The sequence below is a fragment of the Deinococcus hopiensis KR-140 genome (genome assembly GCF_900176165.1).
GTDB lineage: Bacteria > Deinococcota > Deinococci > Deinococcales > Deinococcaceae > Deinococcus > Deinococcus hopiensis.
Genome location: NZ_FWWU01000001.1, coordinates 57,763 through 79,063, shown reverse-complemented (window position 1 = coordinate 79,063; position 21,301 = coordinate 57,763). Strand labels below are relative to the sequence as shown.

At 60.5% G+C, this 21,301-nt stretch carries 21 protein-coding genes; 13 read left to right on the top strand and 8 right to left on the bottom strand.

Going from position 1 to position 21,301, the window contains the following annotated elements:
- Positions 1-128: 128 nt before the first annotated feature.
- Entirely contained in the window at positions 129-632 is a 504-nt protein-coding gene (locus B9A95_RS00360) for a hypothetical protein (protein ID WP_342744547.1), read from the top strand.
- Positions 633-1,448: 816 nt separating this feature from the next.
- Here B9A95_RS00360 and B9A95_RS00350 read toward each other — a convergent pair.
- Entirely contained in the window at positions 1,449-2,294 is an 846-nt protein-coding gene (locus B9A95_RS00350; protein WP_084044991.1) for an ArdC-like ssDNA-binding domain-containing protein, read from the bottom strand.
- Between the two features lie 94 nt (positions 2,295-2,388).
- Positions 2,389-2,691, bottom strand: coding sequence for a hypothetical protein (locus tag B9A95_RS00345; protein ID WP_084044990.1), 303 nt, complete (start codon positions 2,689-2,691; stop codon positions 2,389-2,391).
- 142 nt (positions 2,692-2,833) lie between these two features.
- On the opposite strand from B9A95_RS00345, the gene B9A95_RS31240 reads away from it, so the two are divergent.
- The 3 genes from B9A95_RS31240 (at position 2,834) to B9A95_RS00335 (ending at position 4,078) form a co-directional block, all read left to right on the top strand.
- The gene (locus tag B9A95_RS31240) at positions 2,834-3,043 is read left to right on the top strand and encodes a hypothetical protein (RefSeq protein ID WP_139806313.1); all 210 of its coding nucleotides are present in this window, start codon (positions 2,834-2,836) and stop codon (positions 3,041-3,043) included.
- 464 nt (positions 3,044-3,507) lie between these two features.
- Positions 3,508-3,765 carry a hypothetical protein gene (locus B9A95_RS00340; RefSeq protein WP_139806312.1) on the top strand — a complete coding sequence of 86 codons (258 nt, stop codon included), beginning with the start codon at positions 3,508-3,510 and terminating at the stop codon, positions 3,763-3,765.
- Positions 3,725-4,078 (top strand): hypothetical protein, encoded by a 354-nt coding sequence (locus tag B9A95_RS00335; RefSeq protein ID WP_084044988.1) that lies wholly within the window; start codon positions 3,725-3,727, stop codon positions 4,076-4,078. The genes B9A95_RS00340 and B9A95_RS00335 overlap by 41 nt, the downstream gene beginning before the upstream one ends.
- 135 nt (positions 4,079-4,213) lie before the next feature.
- On the opposite strand, the gene B9A95_RS00330 is transcribed toward B9A95_RS00335, so the two are convergent.
- The gene (locus tag B9A95_RS00330) at positions 4,214-4,489 is read right to left on the bottom strand and encodes an NAD(P)-binding domain-containing protein (protein ID WP_212648207.1); all 276 of its coding nucleotides are present in this window, start codon (positions 4,487-4,489) and stop codon (positions 4,214-4,216) included.
- Between the two features lie 87 nt (positions 4,490-4,576).
- On the opposite strand from B9A95_RS00330, the gene dinB reads away from it, so the two are divergent.
- The 4 genes from dinB (at position 4,577) to B9A95_RS00310 (ending at position 6,780) form a co-directional block, all read left to right on the top strand.
- Positions 4,577-5,314 carry a DNA polymerase IV gene (gene dinB / locus B9A95_RS00325; protein WP_084044987.1) on the top strand — a complete coding sequence of 246 codons (738 nt, stop codon included), beginning with the start codon at positions 4,577-4,579 and terminating at the stop codon, positions 5,312-5,314.
- Between the two features lie 76 nt (positions 5,315-5,390).
- On the top strand, positions 5,391-5,690 hold the full coding sequence (locus tag B9A95_RS00320) for a transposase (protein ID WP_084044986.1): 300 nt from the start codon (positions 5,391-5,393) through the stop codon (positions 5,688-5,690).
- 6 nt (positions 5,691-5,696) lie between these two features.
- The gene (locus B9A95_RS00315) at positions 5,697-6,539 is read left to right on the top strand and encodes an IS3 family transposase (RefSeq protein ID WP_084044985.1); all 843 of its coding nucleotides are present in this window, start codon (positions 5,697-5,699) and stop codon (positions 6,537-6,539) included.
- A gap of 43 nt (positions 6,540-6,582) precedes the next feature.
- Positions 6,583-6,780 (top strand): type 1 periplasmic-binding domain-containing protein, encoded by a 198-nt coding sequence (locus tag B9A95_RS00310; protein ID WP_245808062.1) that lies wholly within the window; start codon positions 6,583-6,585, stop codon positions 6,778-6,780.
- 6 nt (positions 6,781-6,786) lie between these two features.
- Here B9A95_RS00310 and B9A95_RS00305 read toward each other — a convergent pair whose 3' ends face one another.
- From B9A95_RS00305 to B9A95_RS00290, 4 genes are all read right to left on the bottom strand, one after another.
- Entirely contained in the window at positions 6,787-7,560 is a 774-nt protein-coding gene (locus B9A95_RS00305; protein ID WP_084044984.1) for an IS982 family transposase, read from the bottom strand.
- Positions 7,561-7,653: 93 nt separating this feature from the next.
- A complete protein-coding gene (locus B9A95_RS00300) occupies positions 7,654-9,183 on the bottom strand; it encodes a hypothetical protein (RefSeq protein ID WP_084044983.1) in 1,530 nt (509 codons plus the stop codon).
- Between the two features lie 227 nt (positions 9,184-9,410).
- Positions 9,411-10,379: a ParB/RepB/Spo0J family partition protein gene (locus B9A95_RS35990; RefSeq protein WP_139806311.1), complete on the bottom strand. Its 969-nt coding sequence runs from the start codon at positions 10,377-10,379 to the stop codon at positions 9,411-9,413.
- A complete protein-coding gene (locus B9A95_RS00290; RefSeq protein ID WP_084044981.1) occupies positions 10,376-11,410 on the bottom strand; it encodes a type II toxin-antitoxin system prevent-host-death family antitoxin in 1,035 nt (344 codons plus the stop codon). Before B9A95_RS00290 ends, B9A95_RS35990 begins: the two co-directional genes overlap by 4 nt.
- A 561-nt stretch (positions 11,411-11,971) precedes the next feature.
- Here B9A95_RS00290 and B9A95_RS00280 point away from each other — a divergent pair.
- A complete protein-coding gene (locus B9A95_RS00280; protein WP_139806310.1) occupies positions 11,972-12,463 on the top strand; it encodes a hypothetical protein in 492 nt (163 codons plus the stop codon).
- Between the two features lie 347 nt (positions 12,464-12,810).
- Here B9A95_RS00280 and B9A95_RS33045 read toward each other — a convergent pair whose 3' ends face one another.
- The gene (locus tag B9A95_RS33045) at positions 12,811-13,137 is read right to left on the bottom strand and encodes a hypothetical protein (RefSeq protein ID WP_170928340.1); all 327 of its coding nucleotides are present in this window, start codon (positions 13,135-13,137) and stop codon (positions 12,811-12,813) included.
- Between the two features lie 537 nt (positions 13,138-13,674).
- On the opposite strand from B9A95_RS33045, the gene B9A95_RS00275 reads away from it, so the two are divergent.
- The 4 genes from B9A95_RS00275 to B9A95_RS00260 all read left to right on the top strand — a co-directional run bounded on the left by B9A95_RS00275 (position 13,675) and on the right by B9A95_RS00260 (position 21,241).
- Positions 13,675-15,720, top strand: a complete 2,046-nt coding sequence (locus B9A95_RS00275) for a TerB N-terminal domain-containing protein (protein WP_212648206.1) — start codon at positions 13,675-13,677, stop codon at positions 15,718-15,720.
- A gap of 9 nt (positions 15,721-15,729) precedes the next feature.
- The gene (locus tag B9A95_RS00270) at positions 15,730-17,082 is read left to right on the top strand and encodes an ATP-binding protein (protein ID WP_084044977.1); all 1,353 of its coding nucleotides are present in this window, start codon (positions 15,730-15,732) and stop codon (positions 17,080-17,082) included.
- On the top strand, positions 17,079-19,286 hold the full coding sequence (locus tag B9A95_RS00265; protein ID WP_084044976.1) for a DEAD/DEAH box helicase: 2,208 nt from the start codon (positions 17,079-17,081) through the stop codon (positions 19,284-19,286). The genes B9A95_RS00270 and B9A95_RS00265 overlap by 4 nt, the downstream gene beginning before the upstream one ends.
- 98 nt (positions 19,287-19,384) lie before the next feature.
- Positions 19,385-21,241 carry a DUF262 domain-containing protein gene (locus tag B9A95_RS00260; RefSeq protein ID WP_084044975.1) on the top strand — a complete coding sequence of 619 codons (1,857 nt, stop codon included), beginning with the start codon at positions 19,385-19,387 and terminating at the stop codon, positions 21,239-21,241.
- The last annotated feature ends 60 nt before the right edge of the window (positions 21,242-21,301 follow it).

Below are 21,301 nucleotides of genomic sequence, written 5' to 3'. Positions count from 1 at the left end.
GCGAAGGTCAAGGCGAACAGCGATGAACTTCCCGATCACACCTCCTTGCCAGTCCAGATAGAGAAGCGACGGCAGAGAGGACCCAACCATGAAGGAAGGACAGCGCTTAAGGGCAGGAGCCGTGAAGTATGAAGGGGGTGACTTCCTCATACAGGATGATGTACTTTGCTGTTGTGCCTTATTCGAAACTGAGCGAGCAGGTTCAGAAATTGTCCACCCCCCAGCAGAGCGATGCCTTCGTCAAGCGTTTCCGCGACGCGGTGCGAGAAGGCGAGTTTGACGCCATCGATCTTCCCGAGCGCTTCACACTGCCGAAGAAGTTCAAGCGTCGTGGCAGTGACGAGACCTACGAGAAGGACATGAAGGACATGGTGTTTGAAACCTCCTCCAAGTTCGACAAGTGGTTTGAAGGCGTGGAGAAGGAACTGGCCGCAGCACCTACCCGTAGCCGTGGCAAGCCGAGGCTCACGCTGGAGAACCTCGAAGAGGGCGTCCTTGATTTCAAGGCCCTCGCTGAAGAAACCCGCCGCAAGCTGCAGAACAGCTACGCGAAGGGCCAGAACCTCGGCAACTCGCGCAAGAGCAAGGCCGCAGCGCCCAAGCCCAAGGCCAAGCGCACCACCAAGAAGTAAGCGCCCGTTTGTCACGCGAACCCCCGCCTGATGTGCGGGGGTTTGGTGTGCTTGAGAACAGATCTGCCTTTGTATCAGATCTCGACTGGGGGTGAAGAGCTTTCGTTCTTGTCCTCGAGGGGGACCGCACTGGTCACGTTCGTACAGCGCGGAGAGGCGCTCACGGTCCCGCGTCTTGTGCAGGAAGAGGGCGGCAGGGAGCTGGTCACGGTGGGGTTTGAGGCCTTCACCCTGGAGTGTGTCCGCGGTGGCGAGGTGGGGCGGGTGGGTTTGTTCGTACTTGGGGATGTCGCGTTTCTTGCCCATGGGCTGCTCCTGCGCCCACTCCAGCAGATCGGAACGGGGGATGAAAGGGGAACGCAGATGCGAAGACTGGCAGAGGGCCGGAGTCACTGAAGCTATGCTCAGCTTGCCGGTCCACGTCCGTGATCTCCACGCCAGACACCAGGAGCGGCGCTGGCCTGACGTGCTTCTTCAGCAGCAGAGGCTCGACCCCCGCTCGCCGTGCTCAAAAGCCCTGTCCGGTCCTCCCGCTCTGGATTGGATCTCCGCATGGAACCGTTGTGCTGGATTTCCCCGACCAGTCAGCGCAGGCGCTGGACGATCGAGCACAGGCGGCCATCAGGGCCGCTCCGCTTTGGCTCCCCCGCCTCGGGGCGGGGGCCGGGGGGGGGACGTGAGGCGGAGCCGAACCGGGGAGCACCGCAGCGCCCGGCCTCTCCCCTGCTCAACGGGGGCGTTTCCACTTCTTGCCCGCCTGGCACACCAGACGCGCCGGGCGGGCTGGGGGGTGAGTGCGCCACCCCCCGCCGTGGATCAGTCGGCGGCCTGCGGCGTCATGCGGCTGCTGTTCTGGAAGCGCCCCAGGATGCTGGACACAGCCTGGTGAATGCGGCCCAGGCTGGCGCGGAGCTTCTCCGCGTTTCCACCCCAGGTGGTGAGGTAGTCGCTGACCGCGGCGGTCGCCTCGACCCCGTGCAAGCTCGCCAGCACATAGGCCGCCGCATCCGCTTCCAGTTCCCGGGTCTGGCGGTCGGGCAGGTCTTCCGCGCGCAGCTGTGCCCCCTGGAAGTGCAGCGCGGCGTGCGCCCACTCGTGGAACAGCACCCGGATGCGCTGGGCGGGCGTCGCGCAGCGGTCCGGATCGAGGGTGATCACACCCCCGTCCGTCATCCCGTGCGCTCTGCTCAGCGGTTCCCATTTCACGGGGTACGGGCAGTGCGACACGAGATGATCGAACAGGGCCAGGTCTCCGCCCTCCTGCGCGGTCATAAATGACGTCTCCGGCAACGGGTCGCCTTCGGTCGCCGTGTCAGGGAAAACGGTCACGGTACGAAAACCCACCAAAGCGCGCTTCTCTTCCCCGTTCTCCTCGACCCGGCGCGTCATGGGGGCGAGAATCTTGATGCCCTTCGCGCCTTTTCTGACGCGGCGTCCCTGCTGGTTCCAGGTCTTGATGCCCGCGACAAAGCGCGCTTCTGGGGCGGACAGGAGAATCAGCACCTGGTTGTTGACGCTGTAGGTGTGGAAGCGGGCGGCAAAGGCCAGGTACGCCAGCAGTTCGATGCTGCCTCCCTGGGCGAGGTGTTCCACGTGGTGCTCGACTTGCCGCAGGAGTTCAGCGGCGGGAATTGGGGCAGCGGGTGCGGTGTCGGTGGTCATGGGTCCCCCTCGAGCAAGCGTGGAAGCTGGCCCGTGTGCGTCGGTGCGTGGTGGGTGAGGGGCGGCGAGGTTGGCCGCCCCTGCCGGATCGAACTCAGCAGGCCATATCGGCGCGCGACTGGCGGAGGTCCATTAGGTGAAGCTCCAGGTTCTGCGCCATGCGCCGCCCGACCTCACCGACCCGCACGTCGGGGTTGATGCCCTGCACCGCCTCGTAAGCGTCGAGCTGCCACATCTCGAGCTGATCGAGGCTGGGGAGGAAGGTGCGGACCTGGCCGTCCTTGACGCTGGTAAACGTCAGGTCCGGGTTGAGAATGATGCACGCGCCTTCTGCACTGTGCTCGAAAACGACGCCGGGACGGGGGTTGCCAGAAATGTGGGTGCTAAACTCGCTCATATCCTTCTCCTGGAACGGGGTGGGATTTCTTCGGGGGCGTTCCGCCAAGAGCCGCCTCCGAAGTGCCTTTATATTACACGGTGTTACACCGTGTTGTCAAGCATTATCACGGCGTTACACCATGTTATGGTACGTTCAAGACATGACCAAGAAGGATCGTTATCGAGGGTTGCGGGCGAAACCTGAGAATTTTGGTGTAACCCCCCTTAACTCGGGAGAAGCCACACGCGTCTACCGTGTTCGGGCATCTGAAACGCTTCTCGACCGCTTTGGCACCATGACCGCTGAGGAGCGCGGACACTTTATTGAGCGTGCCTACGCGTTGCTCGACGCTGCACAAGGAGAAGGCTGAGCCTCTCCCCTGCCCTGCCTCCCCCCGGGTCGTTAGTCGCGTATGACCAGGGCCTTCTTTTCCCCCCGCCTCTGCCCCTGCGCTGTCCAGGGTGCAGTGCCCTCGTGCACCCGCAGGGCTTGCCCTGGACAGCAATGGCTCCCCGGATCGTGGACGGCGAAGCCGAAATGTTGAGGCGCCTTTCCCTCTGACATTTCGGCTTCTGCCCTCGCGGCGAGCGACCTTCTGCTGCTGGCCCCCTGAGGGCCACGGGCCTGGCCTCCCTCCTCTCCCCTGCTGCGCTTCACCCACCTTCCCACGGGGGTGCAGACGCGCATGCGCGTCAAGGGGGCCGCGGCCCCCTCCCGCGCAGGAGCGCACGCGCTCCGAAGCCGACCTCGCCCACGCGGCGAGGTCGCCCACCCCATGGACAACGCTTGAGCCCAGGCGTTGACCTTCAGCGGTTTACAACACGGTGGGCCAAGTTGAGGGGAGAAGCCATCGCCTGGCACATCGCCCACGCCCTCTCTCTAAAGGGCAAGCCGGAACGCATCACCTTCCAGCAGATCACCAAAGACGCGATTCTCAAGGCGTTCCAGCAGACGCGGGCCTTCGACTATGCCCTGGTCGGCGCGCAGGAGGCCCGCCGTGCCCTGAACCGGCTGTGCGGCTACGGCGTCAGTGCGGTCCTCTGGAACAGCATTGCCCCCACCTCAGCGCGGGCCGCGTGCAGTCTGCCGTGACTGGTGGCTCTGGCCCGCCGACGACCACCTCATCACCGCCCTGGTGCAGCCGCTTGACGGCGAACCCTTTCAAGCCTTGGTCATGAGCATCAAGGGGCAACCCCTCGCCGGGCCCAAGGACTTCGACGCTTCCGGGCAGCTCAAGGGCGACTCCCCCTCCCTGTTGATTACCCTTGAGCAGGCCGTGCAGATCGTGGATTACCTCAAGGCCCGCCCGCTGACGGTCAAGGCCATGGAACGTCGCCTTACACCGCCCGGCCACCCGCGCCCTTCATCACCTCGAAGCTCCAGCAGGCTGCGAGCCGGTCACTGAAGCTCAGCCTCAAGCGAACGATGGACGTGGCGCAGAACCTATAGGAGACGAGCTTTATCACGTATATGCGGACAGACAGCCCATCTCCCAGTGAGGAAACCACAGCCGCAGCTCGTGACACGGTCACAGCTGCCTTTAGACTGGACGCAGGATTTGCAACGCTTCAGACAGATTATACACCGCTTGGATCTGAGCGATCTGGTCGTGGGCCATGCGTGCCCTGTCGGCTCGAGCGAGCGCTGCTCGCAGGGTCGTGGCGTCCAGGTCAGTGCAGTACGCGGGAGAGCCCGGCTGCATCGCCCAGGAGTCGGCCAGGCTTCCCGCGTCAACAGCCTCGAACCCTGAATCCTCAACCAGTTGCATCACAACCTTCTTGTCCGCCAAGTCATCGCCCGCGACGGGAAGCGCCACCCGATCGGGCGCACCGGGACGGCGTCCCTTGAGGGCGCGACTGCGTAACCATCCCGTCCGCCCGTCCTCGCTACTCTGCGCTGACTCATGCGGAAGATTGTGCACGTGGATGCGGACGCCTTCTTCGCGAGTGTGGAACTCCGGGACAACCCGAGCCTCCGTGGGAAGCCGGTGGCTGTCACGTACAAGGGTCCCCGCAGCGTGGTGACGACGGCGACATACGAAGCAAGGCAGTACGGCGTGAAGAGTGCTCTGTCCTTGCGGACAGCTCTGGCCCGTTGTCCCCAACTAATCGTGGTCGAGCCCCGCATGGACGCGTACCGGGAAGCAAGCCGGATCATCCAGAGCGTCTTCCTGGAATTCACGGACTTGGTTGAGCCACTGAGCTTGGACGAGGCGTACCTCGACCTCACGGACCCGAAACAGGGACCAAAAAGTGCGACGTTGATCGCTCGGGAGATCAAGCGGCTGGTGCAGGAACGCACGGGAGGGCTGACCGTCTCCGCTGGCGTGAGTTTCAACAAGATGCTCGCCAAACTCGGCAGCGGGATGAACAAGCCGGATGGTCTGACGGTCATCCTGCCTGAGGAAGCGGACGCGTTGATCCTGTGCTTGCCGGTAGGGGAGTTCTACGGGATTGGCCCGGTAACTGCGACCAAACTGCAGGAGATGGGCGTCCAAACAGGAGCGGATCTACGGCAAGTCTCCTTGGAGCGATTCACCCGTGAGTTTGGATCGCATGGGGCGCATATGTACCAGATTGCGCGGGGAATGGATGACCGCCCTGTGGATCCGAGTGAGGACCGGAAGTATCGGGTGGACTGAACCCTTAGGAGCGGACCAAGAGGCCAAGCACTTCGTCCCCGTCAGCCCGTAGGCTGACGGCACCGAAGGAGCCCGTATGCCCGGACGTACCCACAGCCGTGAGTTCAAGCTCGACATCGTGAATCAAGTTGACGGGGGTCAAAAGACGACCGCTCAGCTCTGCCGAGAACACGCTCTCTCGCCCAGTCTGATCCACCGCTGGCGGAAGGAGGTCGAGGTGCGTGGGGAAATGGCCTTCACCGACCAGGCCAAGCCCGACCAGTCGTTGGAACAGCGAATCGCCGAGTTGGAACGGTTTTGCGGGCAGTTGTCGTTGGAGAACACAATCCTAAAAAAGTCGTTGGCGACGTACCGCTCGAAACAAGGCACCAAATGATCGAGGATGCGCGGAGCGCGCCCAAAAGAGGTGTCGGTGCGTCGTCTGTGTGAGCTGCACGGGGTTAATCGCTCGTGGTTCTACGAACAGCAGGGCCGGGAGGAGATGGACGCCGATCAGGCGTTGTCCCAGGACATTGAGGCCGTAGTGGTGGAGTTCGACGGATACGGATATCGGCGTGTCACCCGCGAGTTGGCCCGACGAGGCCGCCCAGTGAACCACAAGCGCGTGTTGAGAGTCATGCGGGAACGCCGGTTGCTCTGCCGCCCGAAGCGCCGCTATCGGGCGACAACCGATTCCAACCACAACGAGAAGCGCTTCCCAAATCTGCTACGCGAAGTCGTCCCAGTACGGCCAGATCAGGTCTGGCAAGCCGATCTGACCTACGTGCGAGTCCGCCAAGGCTTTGTGTACCTGGCCTGCGTGCTGGACGGTTTTACCCGTGAGGTGGTGGGCTGGTCCATGTCAAAGTTTCTGGACGCAGATTTACCGCTGGCAGCGCTCAACAACGCGCTTGCAGCGCGTTGTCCTGCCCCCGGTCTGCTGCACCATTCGGACCAGGGCGTGCAATACGCCAGTCGGGTGTACGTGGACCGCTTGCGGTCCGCAGGAATCACGCCAAGTATGTCCAGGACAGGCAATCCCTATGACAACGCCAAAATGGAGAGCTTCTACAAGACCCTGAAGACTGAGGAGGTCGATCTGCAAGAATACGTCGATCTGGACGACGCTCGACGACACATCGAGTTCTTTATTGCGGACCTGTACAACCGTCGCCGACTGCACTCCAGCCTGGGGTACGTTCCACCCGCCGAGTTCGCCGCCCGCTACACTACCGCCCAGATGTGACTTGCCCTGCGGTCCGCTCGATTGGGTTCACTCCAGTTTCGCCTTGTGGAATCCGGAAGAACTCTGGTACCTGGCCTCCTACGCGGCAGCGGCCCTAGTCAGTGGCCAGATCACTGGAAAAGAAGGGGAGAAATTCAACGCCGGTAAGCTCGGGCAGCGGACCATTGGTAAGGACGGTGTGGTCATCCTCGGACCCTTGACCGTGTTTGACAAGAGCAACATCGACAAGTTCAGTTTCTAACGCCGTTTAGGGCTGAGCGAGGTTATGGGCGAGGACAGCCAGGACGACGCGGAGCCGGAGAGAGGGAAGTGTTTTGGTCTGAACGGAGCGAATTTGAGCTTCGACCAATTGTGAAAAGACGGTTTCAATGCGTTTGCGGAGCTTTGGGTGGCGGTCTTGCCGCCACCCGTTGTCATAGCGGGTGTTTTTCTTGGGTGGGAACAGGTAGCCCAGGCAGCAATAGCCCTTGTCCCCAATGATCTTTGGCCCGCCGAACTCAGGCCACCTCCGGTTCAACTCATCGCTGACGGTGGTGTCGTGAAGATTGGCGGGTTTGAGGAGGGACTGGACGATCTCCCCTGCGGGTGTCACCCAGGCATGCAGCTTGTACCCGTACACGTCGCCCTGGGTCCCAAACCCCCATTTCGCTCCCGGGAACTTGCACCGCTTGCCTCGTTTCGGGCGACACACCGGGAGCGGCATGGAGTCAATGATCACTTCTGCACAGCGTTTGGCGGGGCTGACCAAGGCTTCGAGGCGTTCCAGCAGACGCACGCTTCGCATGTACGCCTGGATGTAGGAGGGAAGACCGACGCGGTCTTCCCTCAACATGTTCCACCAGATCGAGCGATACGGCTGCTTGAACACGAAGCGAGCGAGCAAGAGGGCCACGAGCAGGGCATCCGTCAGCTTCTGATGCTTAAATCGCTTCTGATCGCTGAAGTGCCGCTTCGCCCAACGGTGGAGCTGACGAATCACCGCACGACGACCTAAACTATGATGGTGACGGTATCTGCACATACCGTCTCCATTTTTCCTCGTCTCCGTCCTACTCGGCTACCCCAGCCTCAAGCCCTAAACGGCGTTCCCTGCTAAATAAGTCCCAGCGTTCCTTCAAAGCCATTGCGCCAAGTACGCCGCTGTTACTGATTCTGTCGCGAAGCCGCTATGGCTACGCTGTTCCGATACTCCGTTTTTGGGAGTCCACAAGATGCGGTCGGAGGACTTAAGGAACGCTTTGGCGCGCGAGTACCCAGGGGCATTAAGGAACTTCTGCATCCCCACCAGCTGCTCTCCAGGGACTGCTTCCAATACGTCACTCACGATGTAAAGCAGGGATGCCGGGTACAACCCGTTCAGTGCGTCACCACTGTCCTGTTCGTGCCCGTCCTTGAGGCCCAACGCAAGGAAACGTTCGAACAAATGTTGATGGGCCAGCACACGGTTCTCGAAGTCAGCGTAGGAAATGGCGGCCGCGAGGAACACGAGGTTTTTAAACAGCGGAGGGCCGGACGGCTTGTCCTGCCACACGACGTTCGCCGCTTCGAGAAGACGACTATGTAGAATCGTGCCCGCGCTGTGGCCAATCAAGGACATCTGAAACTGCTCCGGATACGCCTGCCGCCAGTCCATCAACCGCTGAACAAGAAGGCGTCCAGGCATCTCACGGCCCTGAGCGACGTCCTTACTCACGCCATCCCCAAAGGTCCACTTGGCCATGTCTTTCATCGCTTGCCATCCACTGCGCGCGATATCCACCAGGCCAAGCGCGCGTGCCAGTTCTTCCATAACGTACCGCCGCACCTCCAGACTCCACCCGTTCACCGCACCCACGACGTGCCGCGCCGAACTCACCACGCGAGCAACCAAACCCTTGAGCCACCGTGCGAAGGCAGCCTCGTCAGGTGCGTGACCGTCAAAAGAGCCTCCCGAATTCAGGAAGGAAAAAGTGTTGAGCTGCCGCTGCGGAGCAAACCGCGCGGAAGCCACGTCTGCTTCAAATCGCCGCACGATACGGCGGGCCACTTCATCGGAAGTCGCTTGCTCCATAAGGGAACGCGCCACCGTTTGATAAGGGGTATCGCTCCTGGCTGTCAGCGACCTGAATACAGGCAAGGTTTCCAAGGTGTCACTTTGCCCGGACGAGCGCATGAGCCGGACCAGTTGTCGTCTGGATGAGGAGGCGTACAGTTCATAGCCCTGCGGCTTGAGTCCAGGGGGGTCAAGCCGTTTGAGACTGCTGAGGTTTTCAAAGATCACTTTGGGTGGAGCGTTGTAGGACCGCTTCGCCTGTTCCACCAGTTCAGTCAGAGCCGTCTGTCCGGCCACGTGCTGCAATGTCTCGCACAAGCCGTTCTCCCACAACAAGGCGAACAGGTGCGCCGAGCTGCCCAGCTTGCCCACAATCTTCTGTTGTACCCCAAGGTTAGTCTCGGCCCCAATGCGCTCAGTATTGAGGCCACCGTGTGCGAAGAGAACGAGGTGAAGCGGTGCCTCTGACTTGGCAGCGCGAATCTCCTTCTCCAGCGCGGCCAGCCGTTCATCCAGGTCGAGACGCGACGATCTGTAGTTCCCACTCTGACTGTCGTAATCCCCTGTGCGGTCGATGTTGAGAAAATACGCAAGAGATGGGGGTATGGTCATACGGTCTCCTTGGTAGGTCTTCGCTGCCGGGAGGCGAGGGAACATCTCCGAACTCAATGCCCTCAGACGTGAACAGGGAGGGGCATTGTCGTGGGAAACGCATGGTGGGCAGTGGCCTCGAATGCGACTTTACTCTGTGAGATTCACAACCGTAGCCAACAGGAGAGAGGGCTTATCCACCGGGTGGATAAGCCCTCTTCAGTTCTTAGCAAGTGCTCTATTTGCCGTTAGCGGCGGGCCTTTCGTGGACTGTCTTCCTCCAGTAAGGCACGGAGTTGCTGCATCAATTCCCGAGCCTGGATCGCCCGGTCGTCAGACAGACGGTCCACGCGCCCCAACATGCGGCGCAAGCCTTCCGCCTCCGCATGCGCTTCGCTACGGGCCACTCCCAGTACCCTCTGAACCCGCTCACGCACCAGAGCGCTCGTCAAGTGTTCTTCTACTGCCGCTCGCAGAACCCCCTGCCGCTCGGCTCCTTCAGGCAGGGCAAGCAGCTGATACGCCACCTTCGCATCAAGCCGCCCCGTCTGCACGGCCATTCGCTCCTCTGAGGTCAACCGCAGAATCTTCGATCTCTGCTGTACCCACACGCTCAGCCCCGTGCCGAAAGTCCGGCGGAGCAAGTCGGCCACACCAAACTCGTCGCGCTCCGGGTAATTGCGCGCGCGGGTGAGATAGGCGGGCAGCTCATCGCGCGGCAGCCCCGTGTGACGAGCAAGCAAGTCGAAGCCCAACAGCGTCTCCTGCACGAGGTCAAGGTCCTCACGCTGGCCGTTCTCAATCAGGGCCAACTCCTCGGCCTCCACGTCCGACAGGGAGCGCACCACTACCGGAAGGGTACGCAGGCCCGAACGTTCTGGCAGGCCTTCCTGAGCGTCGAGGGCCCGCGCGGCCTCGAATGCCCGCCAGCGCCTCTCTCCTGCGACGATCCAATAACCCCCTGGGCGGGGTCGCACCAGCAGGGGCGTAAGCACCCCATGTTCCCGAATACTCGCGGTGAGATCTGCAAGGGCCTCCGGAGAGAACGGGTCCTGCCCCGGGCGCAGGTAACGGCCTCTAGGGTTGAAGCCCGGCTGAGGCTGCACGAGGTTGGGCATGACGTGAATCGCGGCAGCTTGCTCTACGCCTCCCAGGGCATCAAGGGCCGCCCCTCGCGGCACACCCGGCAGCACCGTCGCTGTGTGACGCCTTGTCACAGCGCCTCCTCCACTGCAGGCTCAGTGGGGGAGAGCGTGGAGGAAGGGGACACACCCAGCGCGGCAAGCAGGTCGTCTGCCACAGCCTGATACTCAAGCGCCGCCTCACTGCGTGGGCGATGCACCACGACGGGTTGCCGCGCTTCCAACGCGCCGCCCACGACAGGCACACGGTCTCCAATGGCGCGGCTCACTGGCGCGATAGCCGCGTACTGCTGCAGCGTCGCCATGATGTTCTTGTGATGGTTGAGGTTGGGGCGGATACGGTTGGGCACAAAGAGCCGAACGCCGATCCGTGGGCTCACAGGCCGGGCGAGCTTGAGCAACTTGCCGAGTTCCTCCAGGTTCTCCATGCCCTTGATGCCGTTGACCGGGACCACAAGGTGATCGGCAGCGGCCACAGAGGCGTAGAGCAGGTGGGACAGACTGGGCTTGGTGTCAAGGAAGAGGAAGTCGTACCCCGTGAGGGCGTCTAGCGCGTCGCGCAAGTTATGCAGACGGCTGGGGTCCGTGGCGAGCAGGGCGTCAGCCCCGCCGAGGGAGGCGTTGGCTGGCCACACATCTACGCCGTAGACGCTGGTGGGGGAGGGCAGCATTGTCCCGTCACGTGCGAAGACGCTGAGCGCCGGGGCGTCCTCCAGCAGGGCAGTGGGAGGAGTGCCGTCCTCCTGCGGGTCGTGCAGCCCAAGGCTTTTGGTCAGGGAAGCTTGTGGATCGAGGTCAACCAGGCCGACGCGGTAACCACGTGAGGCAAGGGCATACGCGACTTCGCGCGCAGTTGTCGTCTTACCCTCACCGCCAGAGACGTTCGTCACGACAATACGTTGCGTGTTCATGGAGTCCTTTCCGAAACGTGCCCGAACGCGGTCGTGATGCAGGCGCCAGTAGTCTGCGAGTGGCACGAGCGCCGCTACAGCCTCACTGTGCCGCTCTACTACGAGCCGCTCGCCCGCCTTGACGCGGGCGAGGTATTCCGGCAACTTCGTGCGCAGCTCGCGGGTCTTCACAAGCGTGCGGGAGTCGTTCGTCACAGAATGAGCTTAAACAAAGGTGTACACCTTTGCAATAAGAGTATTTTCCAAGCAGGACTTGGTGCGTCTGCAAGGGAGAGGGACTTGCAATTTTGGTGCCCCCGCCAACTCCTGAGCTTGTGGCTTTCCACTTAACAGATGACTTGTTGAGCGAGCTGTATCACCAGGGCAACATCTGCCCGGTCACCATTGCCACCATGCCTCACCCAGGGCGCCTGACCACCCAATTACAACCCACCGAACGAGCCAAATGCAGAATAGGCAGAGGACCATCGGGACTGCGACGCCGCCTGCTACCGCCGCCTGCTGCGTTACGGAAACCAGCACGCCCACGGCCTGCTCGACTGGCAGCTGGGCTTGACCTACCTCCGTGCTCTGGTCGATCCGTCGTTCGACTGTGGACAGGACGGGAACTTCGACCATCCCGGGTTGAGGGACTGGCCCGGCACCGCCGCACGGCTGGCGGAGGAGATGAAGACCCGGTTCCCTCTCAACAAACTTCCCCGTCCTCGATGAGTGAGAAAGCGTCAGGGGGCAGCACCAAAATAGGTAGGATAGTGCATGGCAACTTACTTTTACGGGGTCGTTCCAGATCATCGTAGTGAAACTCCGCTGGAAGACAGAATCATCTGCCTTTCTGCAAAAAGCATGTTAGCTAGCTTGGTCTACACCAACAAGCCAGAAGGCTTCACGAATGAAGATGCACGTCGAATCCTCGGGGATGATCACTTTGATCTGGAAGACTTCGAGGGTACGAAGGCATTCAGCGGGGATGATGAATACTATCAGTACCCGCAATTAGTCATGCTCAATGATCTCCCCCGGGCTTTGAGTGACCTTGGGGAAATAAATTCAGGGAGAGTTGACTCTTGGTTAGAGATTCCTGTCAGTAAAGAGCAGGAGATGCTGGATATTGCGGATCGACACGACTTCAAGCTAATAAGAGACGACGCTTTGGCTCTGGCTGTTGATCTTTTTACGGATGAACGCAATCGCTTCGATCGAGAGAGATTTAGGAATACGGTCGAGCTCCTCCAACAACATCTTTCGTAGAATTTGGACTGTGCGGCCACTTGGTAAAACCTGGTGGCTGCACAGAAGTAAGGGAGCGGTCCATCCAGCTCGGCTGCGTTTCGCTCGACGTACTCCTCGCAAACATCCTGCGAAAATACCCTGCAAGTTCGTAGCCACAAGGGCCGGCACTCCTTGAACAGGAGCGCCGACGAGCTGCAACATCACTTGACCTGCGAGGGTTCCTTCATTCGTCGGAGGTTCAACACGTGCCCCCATCCTATGAACCTCCGGAATCCACACCCACCACGGCACCCCTCCCGGATCTTCGGTTGGACCCCCGATGGCAGAACTTCACCTGGACGGCCAGCATGCGGGTGCGCGCATTCCTAAAGCCGGCTGAAGTGCACGGCGATGACTCCCGCATCCGCGTCACGTATGACGAGAAGAGCCTTTTTCATGCCCGGCAGATCACCCGCCTCTTCAACGAACTCGCCCAGGCCGTCCTCAAAACCTTTGGACCAGTAGAGCTGGAAATCGTCACGCCGGAGGGCGTCTACACTCAGCAGCCCACAGGACCGCTGGAAACTCTCTCCAGCCCAAGTGCGCCGCCGCCTCGCCGGAACGTTCCGCTCTCCCAGAATCAGTGGGGAAGCGCCGTCATCCAGCGAAGCACCATGCAGATGCGTGCGTTCTTGAAGCCAGCCCAGTTCCACGTCGAGCCAGGGTATGTCCGCATTACATTCGATGAGAAGGAGGTCTTCCGTGGCAGACAAGTAACGCAAAAATTCGATCAGCTCGCTCAGGTGGTACGACAGGTGTGTGGCCCCGTCACGCTTGAGCTTCTCACACCTGACGGAAGCCGGAAGGAAACGTTGGAAGCCGACCTTTCAAAGCTGCCAAGGAAGGAACAAGGCGGTCATAACACAGTCACGCCAGAACTCAACTTCGCGGTCATCGACTTGGAAGAACCAGGCCTGTCCGGCTCCGATACCTCTCGGCCCCCTCCTTCCCTGCCCAACCGTTCAATTCAAATCGCTCCCCCCCCATTCACCCACAATCTGGTCGCACCCGCCCGACCAGAGCCGGTATTTCCCCATTGTCATGACTCCAGTGGACGTTTGCCCGCTGAACACAACTCCCTGGTAGACACGTCAAGGACTTCGAGCCTTCCTGCCAAGCAAGGTCCCCTCCCCATATTGGAAGGGCCACAGCACGATCCCCTGGCCGTCATCCCCAATCTTCTCCGGAACATGCGCCGCTACCTGGTCGCCACGCTGGACGTGCGTCGACAACAACCCAAAGTCAGTGGCTCGAACATGGTGCCAGAGGTCCCCCACCACCTGGAGGGCTTAGGGCAACCCTTTCGTGCCCCTCGGGAACCCATGCCAGCACTTGCAGAAGCGGAAAGCTTGGCGACCGCACCAACCATGCCAACCCTGCCGTGGATCACCGCCACCTCATCGGGAACTTCGTCAGAGGCCAAGGCCCTCAAACGGCAGACGGGGCGACAGCAGGGCCGCTGGGAGCAGTTGCACAGCCACCACGCCTACATCGGCTCATTCCTTGAAGAAGCCCGCCGCCGTGTGAACGAGACGCGCAAGAACGCCCAGCCTGTACCACTCCAGTCCTACTGGACCAACTACCACGTCCTCAATCAAGCTCAGGCCGCCTGGTACTTCTTCTGGCGCGCACGTTTCCGCGCAGGAGAAGCGCTTGAAACCGATTTGAGTTACCTCTTCCTTCACGCCTATGAGGTCATCCATGGCGTGGGCTTTCCCCATCCAGAAGCCGCATTCCAGCACCTCCGCCGCCTCTGGCACAGGTACCGGGAATCCCATCCTCGGCTCGACGACTACCTCCCATCCTGGTTGACGGACTTCGTTCACTACTACGAACTGGGTGAAGCAGAAAAGCAAGCCTGGTTGGAAGAGGCCAAGGCGTACGGGAGAAGCGATCTCACGGTGGACCATGGGGAGGACCGGGCGAACCTGCTCATCCAGCACTGGCTGGAAGGCGATGACCGAACGCACGTTCCCCAGGAGATGTTCCGCCACCTCATCACGTATACCCCCAACACCAACAAGTTCTACCGGGATGCCAAGGACCAGGCCACCCTCGATGCCTTGTTCGACCGCGCCATCACCCTGATAGACGAGTTCTACCGGGAGACAACCGGCACATCGGTATTCGAACGCCTGGGACCGAAAACCGCCACCCAGATCAACAGACGCGCGTTCGCAGGCGCCGTGTTCGAGGGACCTCCCTTCTCCTACACGATTGGCACCGTACCGCGCTACCCACAGGACGGGAAACTCTCCAAGCTGCTCACCCAAGGTGTCCGACACGCGGAGAATCTCGCTCGGAAGCAGGCAGGCACCAAGTTCCTCCTCCGCGACATCGACCTAAGTGAAGACCTCAAAGCCTATCTCGATGCCCACCTGCTGCCTCAGCAGCAAGCCCCCCAGGCGACCTTGCCTGCCCCGCAGCGTCTTGCCACCGGGGTACAGCTGGACCTGAGCCGCCTGGCCATCTTGCAACGGGAGTCCGAGGAGATTCGGGAGCGCCTGCTCGAAGAAGGCCTGCCTGGGGAATCTTCAGCAGCAGCAGCACCGCTTTCGCCACGCCCACCCGCAGACCAGCCCGAGACGGCTCTTGATTCACCTGGATCGGCCTTGACCACCACTCCTTTCCTGGTGGATACACCTAGATCTCGCCCCGCTCACCTGGACACTCTCGCCACAGCTCTGGGCACCATGTCACCTCCTGCGCAAGACCTCCTGCGGCAACTCCACGATCAGGATTGGGAAATGTCAGAGCGTGACGTACAACTGCCCCTCGGCACCTTCGTCAGTACGCTGGTGGACGAGGTGAATGAGGCCGCGGAATCCACACTGGGTGACGTTCTACTTCAGCAGGAAGGCGGGCTCCTCATCGCCGTGGAGGATTACCGTGAGGAACTGAACTTCTTGCTGTATCCGCAGGAAGAGCCCCTCACCGCTCCCGCAAAACGCCTCGAAGGTCCGTGGCAGGACCTCGCCGAAGTCCTGCCACTCTTGCATCTGGAAATCCTGGCACGCCTCCTGCAATCTGACCTGTCGCTGGTGGAACTGGAGGCCTTCACTGCTGCTCGGCACGCTCTCGCATCAGCCGTCCTGGAAGATCTGAACACCCATGCCCTTGACACCCTCGGGGATATCCTGATTGACCCCTACGGCGACCCCCTCACGGTTGAGGTGGCGTACCGTGATGATGTCCGCCGCGTACTCCAAGTGCGAAGCCTCACCCTCCCGGAGTAACCCAGACCCATGACGCATCCCCCCACGATCCCCAGACGCATCACAACCGCCCTCTTCAGCTCCCTAGGTGCCGGAGTTGTTCCCCGCATCGGCATCGAGCACATCGTCGTGGGCCGCAAGCCTGAGATTGAGGCATTGCTGGGGGACATCGCCAACGTCGCCGATGGCGGTGCGGGATTTCGGGTGATCTCCGGGCGCTACGGAGCTGGGAAGAGCTTCCTATTGCAACTCCTGCGCAACTACGCGATGAACCGCAATTTCGTGGTGGCAGACGCTGACCTCAGCCCAGAACGCCGCCTCACCGGTGGTCGTGGTCAAGGTCTGGCCACGTACCGGGAACTGGCACGCAATCTATCCACGCGCGTTCGCCCGGATGGTGGTGCGCTGCCGGCCATGCTGGAGAAGTGGATCAGCGGCGTGCAGGGGCAGGTCGTCGCAAGTGGCATCACCCCGAACGACCCGTCCTTCGGGAGTGCCGTTGAAGGACGTATTCATGAAGCGGTGAATGAACTCGAAGGGCTGGTGCACGGCTTCGACTTCGCTCGCGTGATCAGTGCCTACTGGCGAGGCCATCAACTCGGGAATGATGAATTGAAGAATGCAGCGTTGAAGTGGCTGCGCGGGGAGTACTCCACCAAGACCGAAGCGCGAGAGGCGCTGGGCGTGCGCGTCATCATCGACGATGACACTTGGTACGACTACGTGAAGTTGCTCGCCCAGTTCGTCAAGTCCATCGGCTACGCAGGCCTGGTAGTCGTGATTGATGAGGCAGTGAACCTCTACAAGATCACGCAGAGCGTCTCCCGCAATGCGAACTACGAAAAGCTCCTCACGATGCTGAACGACACCCTGCAAGGGCGGGCGCAGTACTTGCAGCTCCTGGTCAGCGCAACACCGCAGTTGGTAGAGGACACCCGCCGTGGGCTGTTCTCCTATGAAGCGCTTCGCAGTCGCTTGGAACAGAGCCGCTTCGCTCGTGAGGGCCTGCAGGACTACGCAGGTCCAGTGTTGCGCCTGGAGACACTCAGCAATGAAGAAGTGTTCGCCCTACTGACCACGTTACGGCGACTACACGCCTTGCATTACGGGTATTCCTCCACCATCAGCGACGATGACCTGTTGGCGTTCATGACCGAGGTGCTGGGTCGACTGGGTGCCGGAAACTTTCTCACGCCACGCGACGTCACCCGAGATTTTGTCAGTGTGCTCAACCTGCTGCAGCAAAACCCAGGGGAATCGTTCCTCGGCATGGTGAAGGGATCTGATTTCGTGCCCTCGAAGACTGACGTGCTGGGTGAGGCGCGAAGAGAAGAGGAAGTCCCAACGCCGACCAGCGCGGAGTTCGCAGCGTTCGACCTGTGACGGCCGATCCGTTCTCCCGCCTGGCACCGTTCATCCAGGAGTACATCTGGAAGCATGGGTGGACGGAGATTCGCGCGGTGCAGGCAGCGGCGTGCGCCGCCCTGCTGGATACGGACGATCATGTCCTGATTGCTAGTGGAACAGCGAGTGGAAAAACGGAAGCGGCCTTCCTACCGATTCTGACGCTCCTGGCTCAGGACCCACCCCAGAGTGTTGGCGTGCTGTACATCGGGCCGCTTAAAGCGCTGATCAATGACCAGTTCTACCGCTTGGACGGACTTCTAGAGGAATCGGGTATTCCCGCATCTGCCTGGCATGGGGATATCAGCGTCAGTCGCAAGAAGAAGACGCTGGAGAAGCCCAGGGGGGTCCTCCAGATCACCCCAGAGTCTCTTGAGGGCCTGTTCCTGCGGCGGGCCTCAGTGCTGAGCCATGTGTTTCGCGATCTGCGCTTCGTCATCATCGATGAGGTGCACGCCTTCATGGGGGACGAACGGGGGCGGCAGGTGTTGTGCTTGCTGGAGCGGTTGGAGCGTGTCACCCGCGTGCCACCGCGGCGCGTGGGCCTCTCCGCAACCCTAGGGGATTTCGGGCTTGCTCAGGACTGGCTGCGGGCGGGGACGCAGCGCGGAGTTCAACTGGTGAACGACGCGGGCAGCAAGCGACGCCTGCACCTGGCGCTGGAGCATTTCCCCCGGTATGAAGCTCAGGGGAAGGAAGAGTTTGGTCCGCTGGACGAAACGCCGGAACTCTATCAGCAGTTGTACGAGCGGACGCTCGGGCGTAAAAGCCTGATCTTCCGCAACACCCGGCATGACGTGGAGGAAACGGGCGTGACCTTACGCGACCTCGCGGAGGGTCACGCCACGCCGGACATCTACCACGTGCATCACGGCAGCGTCGCCACAGCCTACCGGGAGGATGCAGAGCGGGCCATGCGTGAGGAGGGGCGGCCAGCCTGCACGATCGCGACGGTGACCCTGGAACTGGGCATTGATCTGGGTGAACTTGAGCGCGTACTGCAGGTGGAACCGCCGCCGAGCGTGTCGAGCTTCGTGCAGCGTCTGGGACGCACAGGCAGGCGGGGCAACCCTGGAGAGATGATTTTCTCCACGCTGGAGCGCCCGTACCGGGACACGGACCCCCCTCATAAACGCCTGCCTTGGTCCCTGCTTCAGTCGATTGCGACAGTGCAGCTGTACTTGGAGGAGCGCTGGGTGGAACCGGCCCGGCAACCTAAACTTCCCTGGAGTCTCTTGGTTCACCAGACGCTCGGGGCACTCGAGCAATACGGGGAGATGGCTCCACGAGAGTTAGCGACGCGGGTGCTGACCTTGACGCCTTTCCGGCACGTCACGCAGGAGCAGTACCGCACTCTGCTGCTGCATCTCCTGGCGGGAGATCATGTGCAACGAACGGACGAGGGTGGACTCATCCTCGGTCTGGCTGGCGAGCGGCTCGTCAGCGACTGGCATTTCTTCGCGGTGTTTCCCGATGTACCGGAGTACGCGGTGTTCAGCGGTCCCGGGCAGATAGGAACGCTGAGTAGTGCGCCGGAAGTGGGCCGGGTGATTTCCCTGGTTGGTCGAGCCTGGCGGGTCATGGATGTGGATGAGACTCGTCGGCAGGTTTTCGTGCGGAGAGAACGGGGGCGCAATACCAGTGTGTGGCTCAGCAGTGGAGGCGAAGTGCATGACCGCGTGGTGCACAAGATGCGCGACGTACTCGAAGGGCAGGTGACATATTCGTACTTGCAGGCTCGGGCGAAAGATCGCCTGGAAGAAGCCCGTGCCCTGGCACGAGCCACGAATCTTCTCGAGGGAAACGTACATGCGCTGAGCGACCGACACACCCTTCTGCTCCCCTGGCGCGGCACTCGCGTGCATGAAACCCTGCTCCGGCTCATGACTGCCATTGGAGAAAGTGGGGGAGCCTCCTTGACCGCGTCGAGCGACACCCCGTACTCCTTAATCGTAAGTGCCCGTCCGGAGGAACTGGCGACCTTCGCGAGGGACCTTCCATCGGAAGAAGCCGTGCGCTTGCGCCTCCGCGAGGTGTTCCTCAATCGACCAGGCGCAGGAGGTCCTGGGAAGTTCGATCCGCTGGTGCCTCCAGGCTTACTGGCCGAGGCGTACGTTGAAGATCAACTGGATGTCCCCACGGCTCTCAGAGACCTTGCGCGCCTGGGAGGCTGGATCAACTGAAGGCGTTGGAACTCGAATTCTTCGACCCCTTCGGAAACCTCACATAAGAGCACTTTGGAGTCCGGCGCCGTTTAAACCTCAGTTGGCTAGGAGGCAGCATGACAACTGCACATGAGAACGCAAACAGCGAAAGCCTGAAAAATCTTGTAGATCAGCTGGAACACAAGCCGCCCGTTGTGCTACTGCCCGAGTTCCAGCGCGATTTTGTCTGGGATCTTCAACAGACCTATGACCTCTTTGACAGCCTGATTCGCGGCATTTTTGTAGGTAGCGTGATTTATGGCAAGCCTTCTTTCGAAATGACGCTGCGCGAAGTGGACATGCGACCCCGCAAAGGCAAAGGCAGCCGGGAAAAACCCAAGCGCAAGCACTACACCGAAGTGGAAATGGTACAGGCCAGTCAAATGCGCGGACTAAAGATTTTGTTAGACGGCCAACAGCGCACGACCAGCATTTACCGTGCCCTGCGGGGTATCGACAAGGTGTACTTCCGGTTACGCCCAGACTGGGGCGATGCAACCATCCTTAAAGATAAATCGCTGGAAGAATTGCTGGGTGAAATCGTAGGCGATGATAGCGCCGAGCAGCTCAGCGTACCGTTGGATTACGCGTTTTCTTTCATGAAAGACCTCCCGATGGACGACGAAGTCCGCGATTATTTTGAGGGCCAAACGGCATATGGCGTGGCTTTGATTGCAAAGGGCGACGCAGAGGCAAACAAGCAGGGCTTCCGGATATTCCTGCAACTGTTGCACAAGTTCAGAACCATGTTCGAGCAGCCGCAGCTACTCTCTTACTATCTGCTTGATATGAATCTGGACAAGTTCACCACTTTCTTCGAGCGCAGCAACAGCAAAGGCGTACAACTCAACTTCACGGATATTCTGGCCGCAAAGGTGTTCGGCAGCTTCAATTTACGGGAAAAGTTTGAAGAGTTTGCCGACCAATATCCCCATTTGCCCAACAACCGTGAACTGATGGTGCGTGGCGTCGCGCTTCTCAAAGGGGTTGATAAGATTGACAAGGGGCCACTGCTCAAAGAACTCAGAGCGCAAGACTTTCTGGCTCATTGGGATGAAATGACGGATCTGCTGGTAAAAACAGTGGAATTTTTGAAATCTCAACGCCTGATCGTGGCCATTAAGTGGCTGCCTTATGACAACCTCCTGCTGCCGCTAATGATGTTTTTCCGAGAATTGAAGGCGCAAGGTCAATCTGCACCCTCCCAGGAGCAGTGGGAACTTTTACGCTGGTGGTACTGGTCTGTCGTATTTTCGGAGCGGTATTCGGCGGCCACTAACGACAAAATTGTGCAAGATGCTCACGCTTTACAGCAGGTGGCACGTCGCGAGCCGCCTGAGGCTGCCGCCTTTGCTCGCTTACGGCCTACGCTAGATGTCAGCGACCTGTTCAGCTATAACCGCTCTTCAAGCGCCGTGTATCGGGGCGTGCTTAATCTGCTGCACTTCAATGCAGAAGGCATGAAAACACAGGGCCTGCGGGACTGGCGCAGCAATGCGTTGCTTGGCACCGGAGTGGAAGCCGTGAAAGACTTGCATGACCATCACTTTTTTCCGCGCGCCTTCCTACGAAAAACAGCCAAGCAACAAGACGACTCTGATCCAGAGAGCATCATGGATTCGGTGCTAAACCGCGTGCTGATGCCCAAAGATGCCAATTTTTCGGCCAGCGACAAACAACCATTTGTTTACCTCAATGAATTTCTGAATGGTACGTCGAAAATAGGAAAAAATTCCAACCTGCGGCAAAGCATGTCCAGCCACCTCGTGCCCGAATCCCTATTGATAGATGAGCAGCAGAGTTTTCGTGTGGAAGCCACATTGCGCGCGCGGGCCGAACAGATTTTGCAGCTAATTGAGGCAGAAACTACTAAAGCGGAGGTGCCATTGCTTCGAGCCCTGTTACCCCGGAGCACCGCTCTGGAAGGGAGCTGAGGATGACTTTGGCCGGTTCTGGCAACTTAACCTCAAGGGGGCCGGAGTCGCTCAGCAGGC

What these genes read in the sequence shown, in the direction of transcription:
- B9A95_RS00360 (WP_342744547.1), top strand. Translation starts at nt 129, where the DNA reads ATGAAGGGGGTGACTTCCTCATACAGGATGATGTACTTTGCTGTTGTG.
- B9A95_RS00350 (WP_084044991.1), bottom strand. Translation starts at nt 2,294, where the DNA reads ATGACCACCGACACCGCACCCGCTGCCCCAATTCCCGCCGCTGAACTC.
- B9A95_RS00345 (WP_084044990.1), bottom strand. Translation starts at nt 2,691, where the DNA reads ATGAGCGAGTTTAGCACCCACATTTCTGGCAACCCCCGTCCCGGCGTC.
- B9A95_RS31240 (WP_139806313.1), top strand. Translation starts at nt 2,834, where the DNA reads ATGACCAAGAAGGATCGTTATCGAGGGTTGCGGGCGAAACCTGAGAAT.
- dinB (WP_084044987.1), top strand. Translation starts at nt 4,577, where the DNA reads ATGCGGAAGATTGTGCACGTGGATGCGGACGCCTTCTTCGCGAGTGTG.
- B9A95_RS00320 (WP_084044986.1), top strand. Translation starts at nt 5,391, where the DNA reads ATGCCCGGACGTACCCACAGCCGTGAGTTCAAGCTCGACATCGTGAAT.
- B9A95_RS00315 (WP_084044985.1), top strand. Translation starts at nt 5,697, where the DNA reads ATGCGCGGAGCGCGCCCAAAAGAGGTGTCGGTGCGTCGTCTGTGTGAG.
- B9A95_RS00305 (WP_084044984.1), bottom strand. Translation starts at nt 7,560, where the DNA reads ATGTGCAGATACCGTCACCATCATAGTTTAGGTCGTCGTGCGGTGATT.
- B9A95_RS00300 (WP_084044983.1), bottom strand. Translation starts at nt 9,183, where the DNA reads ATGACCATACCCCCATCTCTTGCGTATTTTCTCAACATCGACCGCACA.
- B9A95_RS00280 (WP_139806310.1), top strand. Translation starts at nt 11,972, where the DNA reads ATGGCAACTTACTTTTACGGGGTCGTTCCAGATCATCGTAGTGAAACT.
- B9A95_RS00275 (WP_212648206.1), top strand. Translation starts at nt 13,675, where the DNA reads ATGCGCCGCTACCTGGTCGCCACGCTGGACGTGCGTCGACAACAACCC.
- B9A95_RS00270 (WP_084044977.1), top strand. Translation starts at nt 15,730, where the DNA reads ATGACGCATCCCCCCACGATCCCCAGACGCATCACAACCGCCCTCTTC.
- B9A95_RS00260 (WP_084044975.1), top strand. Translation starts at nt 19,385, where the DNA reads ATGACAACTGCACATGAGAACGCAAACAGCGAAAGCCTGAAAAATCTT.